This window comes from Nereida ignava (assembly GCF_047114695.1).
In the GTDB taxonomy this organism is placed as follows: Bacteria; Pseudomonadota; Alphaproteobacteria; order Rhodobacterales; family Rhodobacteraceae; genus Nereida; species Nereida ignava.
This window is the reverse complement of sequence record NZ_CP112885.1, coordinates 2365356-2381040: the sequence shown is the minus strand read 5'-3', so window position 1 is coordinate 2381040 and position 15685 is coordinate 2365356. Positions and strand designations below refer to the sequence as shown.

General features: G+C 55.5%; 14 protein-coding genes. 4 read left to right on the top strand and 10 right to left on the bottom strand.

Going from position 1 to position 15685, the window contains the following annotated elements:
* Nucleotides 1–119: 119 nt before the first annotated feature.
* Nucleotides 120–1712: an exodeoxyribonuclease VII large subunit gene (xseA, locus tag OLX08_RS11715; RefSeq protein ID WP_391481567.1), complete on the bottom strand. Its 1593-nt coding sequence runs from the start codon at nt 1710–1712 to the stop codon at nt 120–122.
* A gap of 74 nt (nt 1713–1786) precedes the next feature.
* Between xseA and purD the strand changes: the two genes are divergently transcribed.
* The gene (gene purD / locus OLX08_RS11710) at nt 1787–3049 is read left to right on the top strand and encodes a phosphoribosylamine--glycine ligase (RefSeq protein WP_391481566.1); all 1263 of its coding nucleotides are present in this window, start codon (nt 1787–1789) and stop codon (nt 3047–3049) included.
* A gap of 13 nt (nt 3050–3062) precedes the next feature.
* Here purD and OLX08_RS11705 read toward each other — a convergent pair whose 3' ends face one another.
* Together OLX08_RS11705 and OLX08_RS11700 are read right to left on the bottom strand one after the other, a co-directional pair.
* The gene (locus OLX08_RS11705; protein WP_391481565.1) at nt 3063–3767 is read right to left on the bottom strand and encodes an FG-GAP repeat domain-containing protein; all 705 of its coding nucleotides are present in this window, start codon (nt 3765–3767) and stop codon (nt 3063–3065) included.
* A complete protein-coding gene (locus OLX08_RS11700) occupies nt 3767–4090 on the bottom strand; it encodes a 2Fe-2S iron-sulfur cluster-binding protein (protein WP_048598267.1) in 324 nt (107 codons plus the stop codon). The genes OLX08_RS11705 and OLX08_RS11700 overlap by 1 nt, the downstream gene beginning before the upstream one ends.
* A gap of 149 nt (nt 4091–4239) precedes the next feature.
* Here OLX08_RS11700 and OLX08_RS11695 point away from each other — a divergent pair, with 149 nt between their 5' ends.
* On the top strand, nt 4240–4779 hold the full coding sequence (locus OLX08_RS11695; protein WP_391481564.1) for a peptidoglycan-binding domain-containing protein: 540 nt from the start codon (nt 4240–4242) through the stop codon (nt 4777–4779).
* Nucleotides 4780–4848: 69 nt separating this feature from the next.
* Here the strand turns inward: OLX08_RS11695 and OLX08_RS11690 are convergent, their stop codons facing one another.
* From OLX08_RS11690 to rpiA, 6 genes are all read right to left on the bottom strand, one after another.
* Nucleotides 4849–6276, bottom strand: a complete 1428-nt coding sequence (locus tag OLX08_RS11690) for a Do family serine endopeptidase (RefSeq protein ID WP_391483254.1) — start codon at nt 6274–6276, stop codon at nt 4849–4851.
* A gap of 269 nt (nt 6277–6545) precedes the next feature.
* Nucleotides 6546–6749, bottom strand: coding sequence for a DUF2065 family protein (locus OLX08_RS11685; RefSeq protein ID WP_341246657.1), 204 nt, complete (start codon nt 6747–6749; stop codon nt 6546–6548).
* A 12-nt stretch (nt 6750–6761) separates the two neighbouring features.
* Complete coding sequence (gene hflC, locus OLX08_RS11680; protein ID WP_048598269.1) at nt 6762–7646, bottom strand: protease modulator HflC; 885 nt, start codon at nt 7644–7646, stop codon at nt 6762–6764.
* On the bottom strand, nt 7646–8842 hold the full coding sequence (gene hflK, locus OLX08_RS11675; protein ID WP_177193435.1) for an FtsH protease activity modulator HflK: 1197 nt from the start codon (nt 8840–8842) through the stop codon (nt 7646–7648). Before hflK ends, hflC begins: the two co-directional genes overlap by 1 nt.
* A gap of 87 nt (nt 8843–8929) precedes the next feature.
* Entirely contained in the window at nt 8930–10285 is a 1356-nt protein-coding gene (gor, locus tag OLX08_RS11670) for a glutathione-disulfide reductase (protein ID WP_391481563.1), read from the bottom strand.
* A gap of 179 nt (nt 10286–10464) precedes the next feature.
* Nucleotides 10465–11250, bottom strand: coding sequence for a ribose-5-phosphate isomerase RpiA (gene rpiA, locus OLX08_RS11665; RefSeq protein ID WP_391481562.1), 786 nt, complete (start codon nt 11248–11250; stop codon nt 10465–10467).
* A gap of 191 nt (nt 11251–11441) precedes the next feature.
* On the opposite strand from rpiA, the gene OLX08_RS11660 reads away from it, so the two are divergent.
* Entirely contained in the window at nt 11442–12815 is a 1374-nt protein-coding gene (locus tag OLX08_RS11660; RefSeq protein WP_391481561.1) for an L-serine ammonia-lyase, read from the top strand.
* Between the two features lie 21 nt (nt 12816–12836).
* Here the strand turns inward: OLX08_RS11660 and OLX08_RS11655 are convergent, their stop codons facing one another.
* Complete coding sequence (locus tag OLX08_RS11655) at nt 12837–13508, bottom strand: thiamine diphosphokinase (protein WP_391481560.1); 672 nt, start codon at nt 13506–13508, stop codon at nt 12837–12839.
* A 139-nt stretch (nt 13509–13647) separates the two neighbouring features.
* Between OLX08_RS11655 and OLX08_RS11650 the strand changes: the two genes are divergently transcribed.
* Nucleotides 13648–15681 carry a hypothetical protein gene (locus tag OLX08_RS11650; RefSeq protein WP_391481559.1) on the top strand — a complete coding sequence of 678 codons (2034 nt, stop codon included), beginning with the start codon at nt 13648–13650 and terminating at the stop codon, nt 15679–15681.
* Nucleotides 15682–15685: the final 4 nt, after the last annotated feature.

The following is a 15685-nucleotide window of genomic DNA, read 5'->3' as shown; positions in this document are numbered from 1 at the left end:
CCCCGTTCACAAACTGCGGTCAGGGGCAAAAGCGACATTTAGCAGGGCCAAGCGGACGCGGAGCGTGTCAAAGCAACAGCCAACACCGCCAACCGCACCACCCACAACAACATGCAAACCTAAAGCAGCGTGCCTTGCTCGGGCGGGGTGTCATCCTTTTTGATCCGTTTTTTGGGCGCAGTAGATGGCTTTTTCACAGTCGCTTCAGCATCCCGCGATCCCGTTGCGGACCCCAGTGAAACGCGGCCATCTTTGAACTGGATTTCCAAGGCATCAGAAGCGCGCGCATCATCCACTTGCGTAATGACCGCACCTGCGCTGCGCACCACAGCAAAGCCGCGTTCCAACGTGGCCTCATACCCCAATGTTTTGCGCAGTCTTTCAAGCCCATCAAGCGTTGCACGCGCAGTTGTAATGCGTTGCGTGGCGCCACCGCTCATCTTGATGCCAAGCATCCCAGTGCGTTCGCGCTGTCTGGTGATTTCACTTGCAACCACTGCAGGGCGCAAACGCGCACTTACGCCTGCCAATGCTTCGCGGCGGCGTTCCGTTTTGCGCGTCAATGCAGGCACCAATTGGCGCGCGCGATCATCCGTGCGCCTGCGTGCTTCGGCGATCCGCGCGCTCAGCACTGTGGGGCGCACGCCACCAGCAACATCAGCCAGAGCAACCCGTTTGGTACTGACAAAACGGTTCAGCGCGCCATCCAATCTGTCAGAGGCCGCATCCAAACGTTGGCGCTGGTCTTCGGTCAACCGCTCGGGCCGCGGCAGGCCACGGGCCAGATCACGCAGGCGGTCTGCACGACGCGTCATCCCGTTTGCAAGGCCGCGCGACAAACGCCCGCCGCATTCGTTTACAAAGGCCAGCATATCAAGGCGTACAGGCACCGCCATTTCCGCCGCCGCCGTTGGCGTGGGCGCGCGCCTGTCCGAAACATAATCGATCAATGTTGTGTCGGTTTCGTGCCCGACAGCAGAGATGAGAGGAATATCACTGGCCGCAGCCGCGCGCGCCACATTTTCCTCATTAAATCCCCACAGGTCCTCAATGCTGCCACCACCACGTGCAACAATCAAAACGTCAGGCCGCGGAAGCGCGCCACCGGGCGTCATGGCGTTGAACCCCTCGATCGCACGGGTCACTTCAGCGGCACAATTCGCACCCTGAACGGCCACAGGCCAGACCAGCACTTTGCGTGGAAACCGGTCACGCAACCGGTGCAGAATATCACGTATGACAGCACCGGTTGGCGAGGTCACAACCCCGATAACATCTGGCAAAAATGGAATATTGCTTTTGCGCGCGGGATCAAAAAGCCCCTCAGCGGCCAGCTTGGTCTTGCGCTTTTCAAGCATGGCCATCAACGCACCAACACCGGCCACGCTAACGTCTTGAACGTTCATCTGATACTTTGACTGGTTCGGAAATGTCGTAAGCCGGCCAGTGGCCACAATTTCCATACCCTCTTCGGGGATCACGTTCAGGCGCGCGACTTGGGCTTTCCAAGTGGTACAGCCAAGCACGGTGCGGTCGTCTTTGATGTCAAAATAAAGATGTCCTGAGCGCGCATGCATCACACGGCCCACCTCGCCTTTGACGCGCACATGCCCAAACGCACCCTCAACCGTCTTTTTGACCGCGCCCGAAATTTCGGAAACGCTAAATTCTGGTGCGTTTTCACCGCTACGGGGGTCGTCGATCAAATCCATCACAGGCCGTTCCTTGTGCATCACTTCACACCAGCTTAGAACGCACGCAAACCAAGGCCAAGGGGAACTGCGCGATGAACATTCTTATTCTGGGAAGCGGCGGACGTGAGCATGCGTTGGCGTGGGCCGTAAAGCAAAACCCCAAATGTGACCGCCTGATTGTGGCCCCCGGCAACGCCGGCATCGCACAGATCGCCGAATGCGCCAACTTTGATATCAACGACGGCCCTTCGGTTGTGCAATTTGCCACAGATCACAGTATTGATTTTGTCATCATCGGCCCCGAAGCACCTCTTGCGGCGGGTGTGGGTGACAGCTTACGCGCGGCAGGTATCTTGACCTTTGGCCCCTCTCAAGAAGCGGCAAAGCTGGAAGCGTCCAAAGCCTTTACCAAAGAGTTATGCGATGCATGTGACGCACCTACAGCGGCCTATGCACGTTTTGACAGCGCAGCACCGGCCAAAGATTACATCCGCGAGAATGGTGCCCCTATCGTGGTCAAAGCTGATGGGCTTGCGGCAGGTAAAGGCGTGATTGTCGCAATGACCGAGGCCGAAGCCCTTGATGCGATTGATGATATGTTCAGTGGTGCATTTGGCGGTGCGGGTGCCGAGGTCGTGATCGAAGAATTCATGGAGGGCGAAGAAGGCTCTCTATTCGTGCTTTGTGATGGTGAAAACGTGCTGAGCGTGGGCACTGCGCAGGATCATAAACGCGTAGGCGACGGGGATACTGGCCCGAACACTGGCGGCATGGGCGCCTACTCGCCAGCGCCTGTATTGTCCGCATCTGTTGAAGCGCTGGCGATGGAGACGATCATCAAACCCTGTGTCGCCGAAATGGCGAGACGTGGAACGCCTTACCAAGGGGTGCTTTATGCGGGCCTGATGATCAAAGACGGCCAGCCGCGATTGGTTGAATATAATGCGCGCTTTGGGGACCCGGAATGTCAGGTATTGATGATGCGACTTGGGGCGCAAGCACTGGATTTGATGCTGGCTTGTGCCGATGGCACGCTTTCATCGGCACAGGTCAACTGGGCCAACGACCACGCAATGACCATCGTGATGGCCGCAAATGGCTATCCGGGCGATTATACCAAAAGCACAGAAATTCGCGGCCTAGACGCCCTACCTGAAAGCAGCACGCAAATGTGTTTCCACGCTGGAACCGCACAGAAAGACGGTGCGATTGTCTCCAACGGTGGACGGGTGCTGAACATCACAGCGCGCGGCGCGACATTGGCCGAGGCTCACAAAGCGGCTTACGCAATGCTGGATAAAATCGATTGGCCTGAAGGGTTCAGCCGGAGCGATATCGGTTGGCGCGCCCTTTAAGGCGCATCATAATTTAACAGCGTTCAAGACTTTTGCGCCCAGCAAATGGGCCCAAATCACGACTAATAAGCGTGCCCGCCTGAAGCACAGTCCCCATGCGACGTGACCAATCTGCGTTTGCGGTAATGATCGTAGGAATGTCATTACACTGGATCAACGCACCGGAAATAAAGTCTTCGCCGATGCGGTGATTGGTCAGCCCCGACGCGCGCGCCAACGGGCGAAGATCACCGTTCACAAACGACCAAACTCGCAGCTCTTTGGCCAAATGCGGGCGGTCAATATAAGCAATCTCGATTATTCCGTCGCCGTCCAAATCAGCCGAACCAATTGGGGCAAGCCACCTGTTCGTGCGCCCGATATGAGGCGTCTCAGCCAGTTTGCCATTGGGGCCATAAATCGCAAGCGCCGCACCGCGTGCGACATCAGTCTCAATCACTACAACCTCAGGTAAACCGTCTCCGGTTACATCCCAAAGCCGTGGGGCAATGTCTTCAAACACATGACTGACGGGTAACATAATACTGCGAATGATGCGCTTACAGCTGCTCGATAAAACGGTGATCTGCAAGCCACCGTATTCAACCGCATCCCCAAGCACCCCATGCGCGTAGCGTGTTGTGGGGTCGGTAAAGCGCGCCGCTTGGATTGTCTGAGCCGCGCCACCGCCCGCTAAGCAGACAAGCGTCGCGACCAACCAAGCGGCGCGCCAAATCATTAAACTTGCTTTTCAGGCATCCGGACAATCAGCCCGTCCAGCTCGTCAGTCACTTTCAATTGACAGGTCAAGCGTGACTGACCCGGTTTTGCTTCAAACGCAAAATCAAGCATATCTTCTTCCATGCCGTCCAAAGCAGGCAACTTATCAGCCCATGCAGGGTCCACATACACGTGGCATGTGGAACACGCACACGCGCCACCACAATCCGCTTCGATGCCCGGAATGTTGTTATCGCGCGCACCTTCCATAACCGTAAGGCCGTTCGAAACTTCGACAACATGCTCGGTGCCGCCAAATTCAATATAGGTAATTTTCGCCATGAGATGGCCTCCAGTTTAAATATCTGGCGTAAGATGTAGCGGCGCGTTGAGAGTTTTTCTAGAGCGAAGGTCATAGGGTTTGCGATGAGGCCGCAGATTACCTTATCATGTGCCAAGATTTATCTCGGATTTAGCCGTCAGGACCCCAAATGCGTCTTTGTCACTTCAACAAATTGCCCAAAATTCTGGGCCTTGGAGTACTTGCTATTTCTGCGGCCTGCACGCCCGTTGAACAACCCATTCGCGCAGACCAAGCTACGGCTGCGTTTGGCATTGGGCCACCCAACGCCGAAGATGGGATTTGCTATGGCCGCGATGTGAGCCCCGCTGTGGTAGAAACTGTGACCCAGCAAATTCTGGTGCAACCCGCACAACTCAGCAGCGATGGAACTGTGCTGTCACCGCCGATGTATCGCTCTGAAACATTGCAGCGGATTGTAACGGAACGCAAAGAGCTGTGGTTTGAAGCCCTATGTAGTGACGAACTAACCCCGACGTTTGTTTCTTCAGTCCAGCGCGCCTTAGCGGCACGCGACATTTACTCAGGCGCAATCACAGGCGGTCTGGATCTTAGGACACGCATGGCGATCCGGCGCTATCAAAAAGCGCAGGGCCTTGATAGCGCGCTTTTGTCCACTGCCGCCGCGCGGCAGTTGGGGCTCGCCCCAATTAAACGCGAACTACGGTGATCCATAAACCAGTGAAAAAGGCGCGCCAGAAATTGACGCGCCTTTTGGATTTTTCACATCGTGCGATGATTAGTCGTCTAGGGACAACGCCAAAAAGCGAGGCTGCCCATCACGACGGATGAGAAGCAGTAGTGACGTCCGCCCAGCATCGCGTGCATCTGCGACACGGTCTTCAAAATCACCAACAGTCTCGAGCTTTTCTTGCCCAGCCTCGGTGATCACATCGCCCGCACGTAGTCCCTTTGAAAACGCCTCAGACGCCTCATCAAGATCAACAACAGCCAGACCCGCCGCACCTTCGTTTAGTCCAAGCTCTTGACGCATATCATCACTCAGTTCTGACAAAGTCATGCCGAGAATGTCCAAGCTGTCTGGCTCTTGCGGTGTATCATCGCCAGATGCGCTAGCCGCTTCCGCCGCCTCACGACGGCCCAAAGTAACACGCAGCGTTTCACGGCTACCGTCGCGCAGCACAACCACGCGCACCGTCTTGTCCACATCGGTGTTACCGACACGGCGCACAAGGCCACGGGTGTCCTCAACGTCATCGCCGTCAAAATTTAGAATAACGTCGCCTGCTTGAATACCAGCGTTCTTAGCAGGGCCATCTGGTACATCCGTGACAAGCGCACCTTTCTCATTTTCAAGACCTTCGATCGCAGAAACCATATCAGGCGCGATGTCTTGGATACGCACACCCAACCAGCCACGACGGGTTTCGCCGTATTCTTTCAGTTGCGCCACAACGCGGGTGACAACGTCAGAAGACATCGCAAAACCGATCCCGATTGACCCACCGTTGGGCGACAGGATCGCTGTGTTCACGCCAATCACTTCGCCGTCCATGTTGAACAATGGTCCGCCCGAATTGCCACGGTTGATCGCCGCATCTGTCTGGATGTAGTCGTCATAACTTCCCTGAAGGGCACGGTTGCGCGCAGAAATAATGCCCGCAGAAACCGAGAACCCCTGCCCAAGCGGGTTACCCATCGCAAGCACCCAATCACCCACACGCGCGATATTACTGTCCCCAAACGGCACATGGCGCAGTGGCGTATCTGCATCAACTTTCAGAAGGGCGATATCAGTGTTTTTATCTGTCCCGATCAGTTCTGCGTTCAACAACTCGGTCGGCTGGCCTTCGCCGGGGAAAAATTCAATCTGGATTTCATCAGCGCCCTCAATGACGTGATTGTTGGTGACAATGAAACCGTCCTCGGAAATCACAAAGCCAGATCCCAACGCGGACGAGCGGCGGGGTCCGTTATTGCGGGGACGGTTGTTGAAGAACTCTTCAAAAGGCGAGCCCTCAGGCACGATCCCTTGGGGACCGGTCCGGCCCGCGATAACTGTGGACGTGGTGATGTTGACCACTGCTGGGCTGATTTTCTCCGCCAAATCCGCAAAACTTGCAGGGGCGCTGCGGGCATTTGCTGGCACCGACGCCAACACAATTGCGCAGAACGCCAACAAGGCCGTCAGGGCGACAGCAAACATCGGCAGAGACATTTTTGGTTGGGTCGCTACTTTGACAGCACTTCGGGCAGGCTGTCTGCGGCTAGGAAGGTTTTTCGCCAAATACTGCAATGTAAACTCCTCGTTCGACTGCATGTTTTGCATAGGTCAGATTGCATCAAACGCGGGGACCGTTCCCGCTGTGAACTTAGAAGTAGGGACGTTTGCGCAAATGGCCAAGTCTTTGGGCCGGATATAACGGTGCTGTGACTATTGTTGCGCGGATTTACGCCGCGCAACACCCGCTATTGTCACGATAAAAACCACAACAACCCAAGGCCACTAAGCATGGAAAGAAGTCCAATCAACCGGCGTGCTTCAAGGGGTGTGTCGCGCAGCGCCTCTAAAAGTTGCTCTACTATTTTGGGAAAGAGCGCATAGACGAGCCCCTCCACAAAAAGCAAAAGGCCCAGCCCCAAAAGAAGGAGCTGGGCCAATGTTAAATCAACAAACACGAGGCGTTCGCCTTAGTTTGCCGATGCGCCCGTGTCGGAGCGCAGGTAATTGAAAAACTCACTATCGGGCGACAACACGAGGGTAGAATTGCTGCCCTTGATTGCTTCTTCATAAGCGGCAAGCGAGCGGTAGAATTCAAAGAACTCCGGGTCCTTCGTATAGGCTTCTGCAAAGATGCGGTTACGTTCCGCATCTGCTTCACCTTCAATGATCCGCGCATCACGTGTCGCTTCAGCAATGATCTCATCGTATGTACGGTCGGCAAGCGCACGCACACGTGATGCGGCCTCACGGCCACGGGCACGTTCATCGGTTGCTTCACGGTCACGCTCGGCGATCATACGTTGCAGTGTCGCGTCAAAGTTCTGCTCAGGCAGGTTAGTCTGGCGCAGGCGCACTTCAACAACCGCAAGACCCAAAGCATCCGCACGTGCGGCAGCTTGAACGCGGATGTTTTCCATCAAGGCACTCCGTTCAGGTGACAGAATAGTGTTCGACGTAACACCTTCTGAACCCAAAACTGCACGGATCTGACCGTCGAGAATGTTTTCAAGCTGTGCTTCTGCTTCACGCAGGCCGCCAAATGAAACCGCTTGGCGGAACTGGATGATGTCAGCAATCCGGTAGAGAACGAACGCATCTACCTCCAAACGACGGTCATCCGCGGGGGTGACCTCGATTGTGGGTGTTTGCAGCGACAAAATACGATCTTCGTAGCGCACGACTTCATCAAGAAGTGGCACTTTGAAGCCCAAACCTGGCTCTTCAACCACGTTCACGATCTGACCGAACCGCAGCACGAGTGCTTTGTTACGTTCATCAACAATGAAGATCGACGAAAGGGCCGTTGCCACGACGATCACGAGAATTGGCAAGATATAAATGTTCTTACGCATTAGTTTGATCCTCCACGGCGCAGGTCATTGAGAGGCAGGTAAGGCACGACGCCCTGCCCACCGCCGCTGCTGGTGTCTTCAAGAATGATCTTGTCCACGTCGCCCAAAACGCGTTCCATCGTCTCAAGGTAAAGACGGGTGCGGGTCACATCGGGGGCTTGCGCGTATTCAGTCAAAACGGATGAGAAGCGTGATGCCTCACCGATGGCGCCGTTCACTTGGCGCGCGCGGTACGCTTCAGCTTCCTCTAGGACACGCGCAGATTCACCACGTGCATCCGCAAGGCGTGCGTTTGCATAGGCGTCCGCTTGACGCTCAACACGGTCACGCTCTTGTTCGGCGGCCTGAACATCGCGGAAAGCGTCAATAACGCTGACATTCCGGGTGTTGCCGTCGTTGTCAGTCAGGGCGACCTGCTGGCTTGGCGGGTCCACTTTGTTGAAGTTGACACGCACAATGTTGATACCACTGTCGCGGTCATCAAGGGTGCCTTGGATACGGGTACGTACCTCGGCTTCAATCGCTGCACGGTCACGGTTCAAGATCGGCGCAAGCTCAGACTGTGCGATAACTTCGCGCATTGCTGCTTCCGAGATTGAAACGACTGATTGGCGCGGATTAGCCAAGCTGAACAAGAAATCTTGCGCGTTCTTGATGTTCCAAACCACTTGGAAGTCAATATCGACGATGTTTTCATCAGTCGTCAGCATCAAGCCGTTGTCGCCGTTTGTACCACGACCAACGCCAATGTCTTCGGTGCGGTTTGTGGTCACGTTGAACACTTCGGCTGTCACAAACGGCCACGGAGCAAAGTTCAGACCTTCGGTGCCAACACCGCGGAATTCACCCAAGAAAAGCTCAACTGACTGTTGTTCAGGACGGACAGTGTAAAACGATGCCATGCCCCACAAAACCAAACCAGCCAACGCGGCAAGGCCAAACGTACCGCGGGTTAGCATAGGCCCACCGCCTCCGGTGCCGTTGCCGCCTGAACCAGTGCCGCCGCCTTTGCCACCCATCAGGACGCGCAACTGCTCTTGGCCTTTTTTCATCAGCTCATCAATTTCCGGGATCTGCGCGCCCTCGTTTGGACGCCGTCCACCGTTCCCACGGTTTCCGTCATTTCCCTGTCCACGGTCGTCGCCGCCGCGATTTCCGCCTCCGCCACCCCAAGGGCCGCCGTTATTTCCAGCCATGTATGAAAAGCTCTCTTCGTTAAGTAATGGGTCGGTATGCCACTCTATGTGGGCGATTGTGGCGTGATTTCAAGCAACTTCCACCGATCAAGTGCTGCGCACAGGCGTTTTCATTGTCACCAGTTCTTCCGACATGGTCGGGTGAACGGCGCATGTTTGGTCAAACTGCTCTTTTGTGGCGCCCATTTTCACGGCAATACCTGCTAGCTGGATCAACTCACCCGCGTGAGGCGCGACAATATGACAGCCCAAAACAACCTGCGTTGCCTTGGAAACCACCAGTTTCATTAGAACTTTGCCCTGCCCTTCCGCGAACGCGGTTTGCATCGGACGGAACGAGGTCGAGTAGACCTCAATCGGCTCTTTCTTGGCCGCATCTTCCTCTGACAGGCCAACTGTGCCCATCTCGGGCTGTGTAAAGATCGCCGATGGGATCAACTCGTGATCTACGGCAGTTGGGTTGTCATTAAACACGGTTTCCACAAACGCCATGCCTTCGCGGATCGCGACTGGCGTTAACTCAACACGCTTTGTGACGTCACCTACCGCATAAATATTTTCAACACTGGTGCGTGAAAACTTATCAACTGTAATCTGACCGCTTGAGCCCGTAGCAACCCCTGCCGCATCAAGACCCAAGTTATCGGTCAAGGGCCGGCGCCCCGTTGCAAACATCACCACATCAAACGTCGCATCAATACCGTGGGTGCCTTTGACGAAAATTCCCGCATCGGTTTTCTCAAGCGATGCAGCATTCGCACCGGTGACCAAATCAACGCCTTTCTCGCGCATTCCTTCCGCCACAAAGTTGCGCGCTTCTTCATCAAAGCCGCGCAAGATTTGCTCGCCGCGATACCACTGGCTGACCTTCACACCGAGGCCGTTCATAATGCCTGCAAATTCAGACGCGATATAACCGCCGCCGATGATCAGCATCGTCTTGGGTAATGCCTCAACATGAAAAATATCGTCGCTGACAATGCCTAATTCGGCGCCAGCAATATCAGGCCGCGTTGGCGTACCGCCGGTTGCGATCAAAATAGTCTTTGCCGTGACACGTTCACCATCATTCAACTCAACTGTGTGCGGATCCACAAGCTTTGCAAAAGCGTCAAAGATTTTAACATCAGAATTGTCCAACAAGCGGCGGTAAATGCCCTCAAGGCGATCCAACTCGGCAACTAATTTGCCATGAAACGTGCCCCAGTTGAAATCACCAGTGATCACATCCCAACCATAATTGCGAGCGGCTTCAAACGTTTCGGGGTACTCTGATGCAAAGACCATCAGCTTTTTGGGCACGCACCCGCGGATCACACATGTGCCGCCCAACCGAGACCCTTCGGCCAAAGCCACTTTGGCACCTGTTGCCGCCGCAACCCGCGCTGCACGCACGCCGCCAGAACCGCCACCAATGACAAACAAGTCAAAATCATATGCCATTCGACGGCCCTTTTCTTTTTGTTCAGTAACACGCAAGCAGTGTCACCACCTGCGCGTTTTCATTTCATGTCTTGCACCAGTGTGCACACGGCCGCTTGGCAAGCGCAAGCCGCGCGCCCCATCGATCACAGAGTTGAGAGCGCGCCATGCATCCCGTTATTTCCGAATGGGCCTAACAATCAGCCCAAATCGGCAAACAGGTTTTCATGCTCCATCAGATCGACGCTGTCATGTTCAACGGTGCCGTTGGAAATGTCTGTCACCTCAACGCGGCCATCACCGTGCCCCACGACAACGACATTACAAATATCGATAAATAGCCCGTTTTCCACAACGCCCGGAATTTGGTTCATCACAAGGCTCAACTGGCGGGGATTGCCAATGCGCTCAAGATGCAGATCAAGAATGTGGTTGCCCTCATCCGTTACGAACGGCGCGTCACCATTCATCCGTAGCGCAGTTGTGCGACCCAAAACATCCATGCCAACCAGCGTTTCTTCCACAAGGGTTTTTGTGGTTTGCCAGCCGAACGGGATCACCTCAAGCGGCAGTGGAAACGCGCCAAGGGTGTCTACTTTCTTGGCTGCATCCGCAATCACGATCATGCGGTCGCTGGCCGTGGCCACAACTTTTTCCTGCAAATGCGCGCCACCACCCCCTTTGATAAGGCTTAGGTCCGCATCATATTCATCCGCACCGTCGATGGTCAGGTCCAACCACTTGGCCTCGTCAAGGGTGACCACTTCAATGCCCAGACTTTGGGCAAGTGCTGCGGTTCTGCTTGATGTGGGCACGCCCTTAATTTTCAGACCGTCGTTTTTCACGCGCTCTCCAAGGCAACGCACCATCCACGCCGCAGTTGATCCGGTCCCCAGACCGACACGCATTCCGGTTTCAACGAAATCACTCGCGCGCTTGGCCGAGACAAATTTGGCCTTTTCGATGGGTGACAATTCAGCGGGCATGGCAGTGCTCCTTATCTTTGCTGTTGCGCCGTCTATAAATCGCATCGGCCAAAGGTGCGAGAGGGTTTTGTGCACAGCATTCAACAAGTCTGCGTCGCGCTTGACCCAAGCCCTACGCCTCTGACCGAATGGCCCTTTGAAACGTCGCAATCAGACGTCCGCCCCGCCCCTAAGACAGTATCAGTTAACATATGTTTTTATCTGTCTTTGATATGTTCAAAGTGGGCATCGGCCCATCGTCGTCTCACACAATGGGACCGATGGTTGCTGCTGCGCGCTTTTTGGATATGCTGCGCTCGGCCCCGTTCACAGCCCACGGGCTTAAGGCCTCTTTGCACGGCTCACTTGCCTTTACGGGCGCAGGTCACGCAACAGACCGCGCGACCATTCTTGGGCTGGCGGGCTTTTTGCCTGACACTTACGACGAGGCCAAAGCCGAGGCCGCCCTTACGGCGATCAACGCGGACAAGGAAGTCATCAATGATGGCCTGCCCAGTTTGCATTTTGATCCTGCTGCAGACCTGATCTTTGATTATGATACCCGCCTGACAGGTCACGCCAACGGAATGCGCCTGCAAGCTACCGATGCGCAAGGCGATATTATCTTGTCGCAGGTCTTTTACTCTATTGGCGGTGGATTTGTTCTCACCGAAGAAGAGCTTGCAAGTGGTGCTGCGACCGAAGAAGGCGCGCCCGTGCCCTACCCGTTCAAATCCGCCAACGAGATGATGGAAATGTCCGCGCAATCGGGCAAAACCATCGCCCAAATGAAAGAGGCCAATGAGCTTTCGCGCCGCCCCCGCGCGGACCTTGAAGCAGGCCTTACGCGCCTTTGGGACGTTATGAATGACTGTATTGATCGCGGGCTTGCCCGTGACGGCATCTTGCCCGGTGGTTTATCTGTGAAACGACGCGCCAAAAATATCCATGAGAAATTATTAGCCGAACGCGGGATGAACCTGAATGCGCCGCACACGATTAACGACTGGATGAGCGTTTATGCAATGGCCGTGAATGAAGAAAACGCGGCCGGTGGACAGGTGGTCACAGCGCCCACTAATGGGGCCGCCGGCGTTGTGCCGGCAACCATACGCTACTACCTCGATCACGTGCCTGGCGCATCTGTCAGCCGCGTACCGGAATTTTTGCTGACCGCTGCGGCGATTGGCGGTTTGGTGAAATTCAATGCGTCAATTTCGGGCGCAGAAGCGGGCTGTCAGGCCGAAGTAGGTAGCGCCGCCGCAATGGCCGCCGCTGGCCTGACGGCTGTTTTAGGTGGCACGACTGAGCAAATCGAAAACGCCGCAGAAATCGCACTTGAGCATCACTTGGGCATGACCTGCGATCCGGTGCGCGGCTTGGTTCAGGTGCCCTGCATTGAGCGTAATGGCCTTGGCGCGATCAAGGCCGTGTCTGCGGCATCACTATCGATGCGCGGCGACGGCACACACCTAGTCCCGCTTGATGCGGCGATCGAGACCATGCGCCAGACGGGTGCGGATATGTCAGAGAAATATAAAGAAACGTCTCTCGGCGGTCTGGCCGTCAATATTCCGAACTGCTGAACACAGCCCGCATTTAGCCACCTACCAGCTGGGTGCGGCACGTAGTGCATCCGTCAGCACGTAGATCAGCGTGCGGGGCAAAATAAGCAACATTTTGGGATCGTATGTTTCGATTGTAAGGGCGCCGCCCAAAGCCTCGTTCGAGGTGCCAATTGCGCTGTCGGGACTGAAACGAATGCCATCAAGCGCCCACTTCAGCCCAGTCGAGGTTGCCCGTGCGGGTCCCATCGGAAACAGTGAAACCCGCGTTTGCGCAGTCACATCCCTAAAATCAAGACGTGCGGGCGCAAGACAAACCGTATCGACCTCGCCCACCACAATGCAGCGGGACTTGGATGCTTTTACAAGGCCGCTAAGAACAGCAAGGCTGTGATCCATGCGCGCGCCCGTAAACCCGATGGCATAGATAAGCGGCGCATCGATATTGCGCAGCGCTTTGTCAAAATCCGTTGTGTCTTGTTCGGACACTGCAATGACCCGATCCGCGAGTTTGTCATGGGCGGTTCCGCTGATACTGTCCAAATCGCCGATCACAAAATCAGGTGTCACGCGATTGCCCAAGGCTGCATCCGCCCCGCCATCCACCGCCACAACGCAACCACACCTAGACGCTAAAGACCAATCATCGCGGTGAGTCGTACCACCACCAACAAGTAAAACCGGTGCGTTTTGTGAAACAATTGCTTTGGACATTTAACATTACTGCCTGAGTTGGAAACAGATCACAATTCTGCCTTGAAATAATACCGCCATCAACGCGGCATTGTTCAAATTTGACACATGTATCACGTTAAACCGTTCCCCGCTGGATTACAAAGAAAGCGAGTACGCCATGGTAGGGCCAAATAAAATTCTAACAGTCTCATATGGGACGTTTTCATGCACGCTTGAGGGGTTCGACTACTCCTTCAATGCGATGAAAGCGATTGCGGAGTATTTCCGCGACCTTGCGGCTGATGACCGCTACTTTGGCGCAGAACCACCCGTACCAGACGCCGAGATGCTGGCCCGTATTGCAGAGCGTGAAATTGAGCGGCGCGTGATTGGTCGCATTGAAGGCAATGACGTCAAACTCAGCGCCAGCCCGAGCAGCCCTGCCCCCGCACCCGCCGTACAGCCCGACGTAAGCGGCCCGCAAAACGCGGCGATGGTGCCAAATACAGCCACAGCAAGCGCCCAATCACAGACTGATCGTGGCGTTGCAAGTGCTGCCGAAAAGCTCAAGCGCATCAGGTCAGCGGTCCAATCATCTGCAGCGACCAAAACCGAGGCCATGCGCAGCGCAGCACCAAACACTTCTGCGATTGCACCCAATCCCAGTGAATTTATCGAAGACCAGCACGCCGATGCAGAACGTAGTATCGACACGGCCTTTGCGGATTTGCATACCAAAGATGACGCCCCAACAACGGATAACGCTGCCCCCGTCATACCAGTTGAAGCACCGACTGACACCGAAACAGACTTAGCTGCGGACGATTTCGATATCGATAGCTTCATCTCAACTGTCGAAAACGATGAGGCCAACGACGCAGTTGCGCCCGCCCCCAAAGTTGAGGCCGCAACCAGCCCCGTTGCACGGGTCATCAAAGTCAAAAAAGCAGATCTTGAGCGCGCATTGGACAGCGGCGAGTTGGAAGAACTGTTCGACGACGAAAGCGATGAACGGGAAGAAAACGAAGTCCCGCAGGACAGTAAGGTTGAAGCCGCCAGCCCAGCAGATGAGAGCGCCCAAGACGATGATGATCTGATGGATAACCCTCTCGATGCAGAGGACGAAACTGACGTGGAGACAACAGACACCGCGACAGACAACCCGCAAATTATGCTCACAACACCCTCTTCCCTAAGCCCCGAGGATGAAGCGGATTTGCAAGCCGAACTCGCGGCGGCGCTTGCTGCCGAGGGCGAAGTGCAAAACCTGGCAGAACCGACCGCCCCAGAATTCACCCCAAAATCTAAGCCGGAAACTGAAGCGCGCGCAAAGGACCCACGCGCTCCTGAACTTGCAGCTGACACGCCTGACGAAGCCGCCACCGCCGAAAAAGATGACGCAGCAGACGCTCTTGCAGCGATGCTTGCCGAGGCGGAGGTCGATGCGCGCAAAGACGCAGCTGCCCAGACCCGGGAAGACGCGCCAATTGATATGGAGCGCTTGATGCAGCAAGCGGACCGCGAGTTGGCCACCGCCGAAACAGGCCGCAAGCAAAACGCTATTGCGCACCTGAAAGCAGCGGTTGCATCAAAAGCAGCTGACCTCGCCGCGGGCTTTGGAAATGGCAATGCTGATCAGACGGATGAGTACCGTGCAGATTTGGCCGACGCCGTGCGCCCAGCGCCCGCAGCCCCGCTTAAGTTGGTGGCCGAGCAACGTGTAGACATCCCGCAAGCACCGGAACCTGAGATGCAAGATGAGGATACGACACTCCCTGTGCGTCCTGTCCGCCCGCGCCGTGTTGTTCGCGGGGCAAAGCCGGTTGCGCAGCAAAACTCCGCTGCCAATCCGCAGACGGCCCCGCCCAAGGCAGCAATAAGCCCGACGACTACAATTCCGGCATTTCAGGCCGAAAGCTTTTCAGAGTTCGCTGCCCAAATGGGCGCACATGGGCTTCCTGATTTGCTTGAGGCAGCGGCAGTTTACCTTGCAGTGGTTGAAGGGCAGCCGACGTTCTCGCGCCCACAAGTCATGTCAAAAGCAAGCAGCGTAAGTGACGACGGATTTAGTCGCGAGGATGGGTTACGCTCGTTCGGACAGTTATTGCGCCAAGGTAAGTTCCAAAAACAAAAACCAGGGCAGTTCGTGGTTCAAGAAACCAGCCGGTTCAATCCCAACCAAGATTTCGCCCCCCTGCGGCGCGAGGCTTGATAAC

What these genes read in the sequence shown, in the direction of transcription:
- hflK (WP_177193435.1), bottom strand. Translation starts at nt 8,842, where the DNA reads ATGGCTGGAAATAACGGCGGCCCTTGGGGTGGCGGAGGCGGAAATCGC.
- OLX08_RS11690 (WP_391483254.1), bottom strand. Translation starts at nt 6,276, where the DNA reads ATGTTTGCTGTCGCCCTGACGGCCTTGTTGGCGTTCTGCGCAATTGTG.
- hflC (WP_048598269.1), bottom strand. Translation starts at nt 7,646, where the DNA reads ATGCGTAAGAACATTTATATCTTGCCAATTCTCGTGATCGTCGTGGCA.
- rpiA (WP_391481562.1), bottom strand. Translation starts at nt 11,250, where the DNA reads ATGCCCGCTGAATTGTCACCCATCGAAAAGGCCAAATTTGTCTCGGCC.
- OLX08_RS11695 (WP_391481564.1), top strand. Translation starts at nt 4,240, where the DNA reads ATGCGTCTTTGTCACTTCAACAAATTGCCCAAAATTCTGGGCCTTGGA.
- OLX08_RS11705 (WP_391481565.1), bottom strand. Translation starts at nt 3,767, where the DNA reads ATGATTTGGCGCGCCGCTTGGTTGGTCGCGACGCTTGTCTGCTTAGCG.
- OLX08_RS11660 (WP_391481561.1), top strand. Translation starts at nt 11,442, where the DNA reads ATGTTTTTATCTGTCTTTGATATGTTCAAAGTGGGCATCGGCCCATCG.
- OLX08_RS11650 (WP_391481559.1), top strand. Translation starts at nt 13,648, where the DNA reads ATGGTAGGGCCAAATAAAATTCTAACAGTCTCATATGGGACGTTTTCA.
- xseA (WP_391481567.1), bottom strand. Translation starts at nt 1,712, where the DNA reads ATGGATTTGATCGACGACCCCCGTAGCGGTGAAAACGCACCAGAATTT.
- purD (WP_391481566.1), top strand. Translation starts at nt 1,787, where the DNA reads ATGAACATTCTTATTCTGGGAAGCGGCGGACGTGAGCATGCGTTGGCG.
- OLX08_RS11700 (WP_048598267.1), bottom strand. Translation starts at nt 4,090, where the DNA reads ATGGCGAAAATTACCTATATTGAATTTGGCGGCACCGAGCATGTTGTC.
- OLX08_RS11655 (WP_391481560.1), bottom strand. Translation starts at nt 13,508, where the DNA reads ATGTCCAAAGCAATTGTTTCACAAAACGCACCGGTTTTACTTGTTGGT.
- gor (WP_391481563.1), bottom strand. Translation starts at nt 10,285, where the DNA reads ATGGCATATGATTTTGACTTGTTTGTCATTGGTGGCGGTTCTGGCGGC.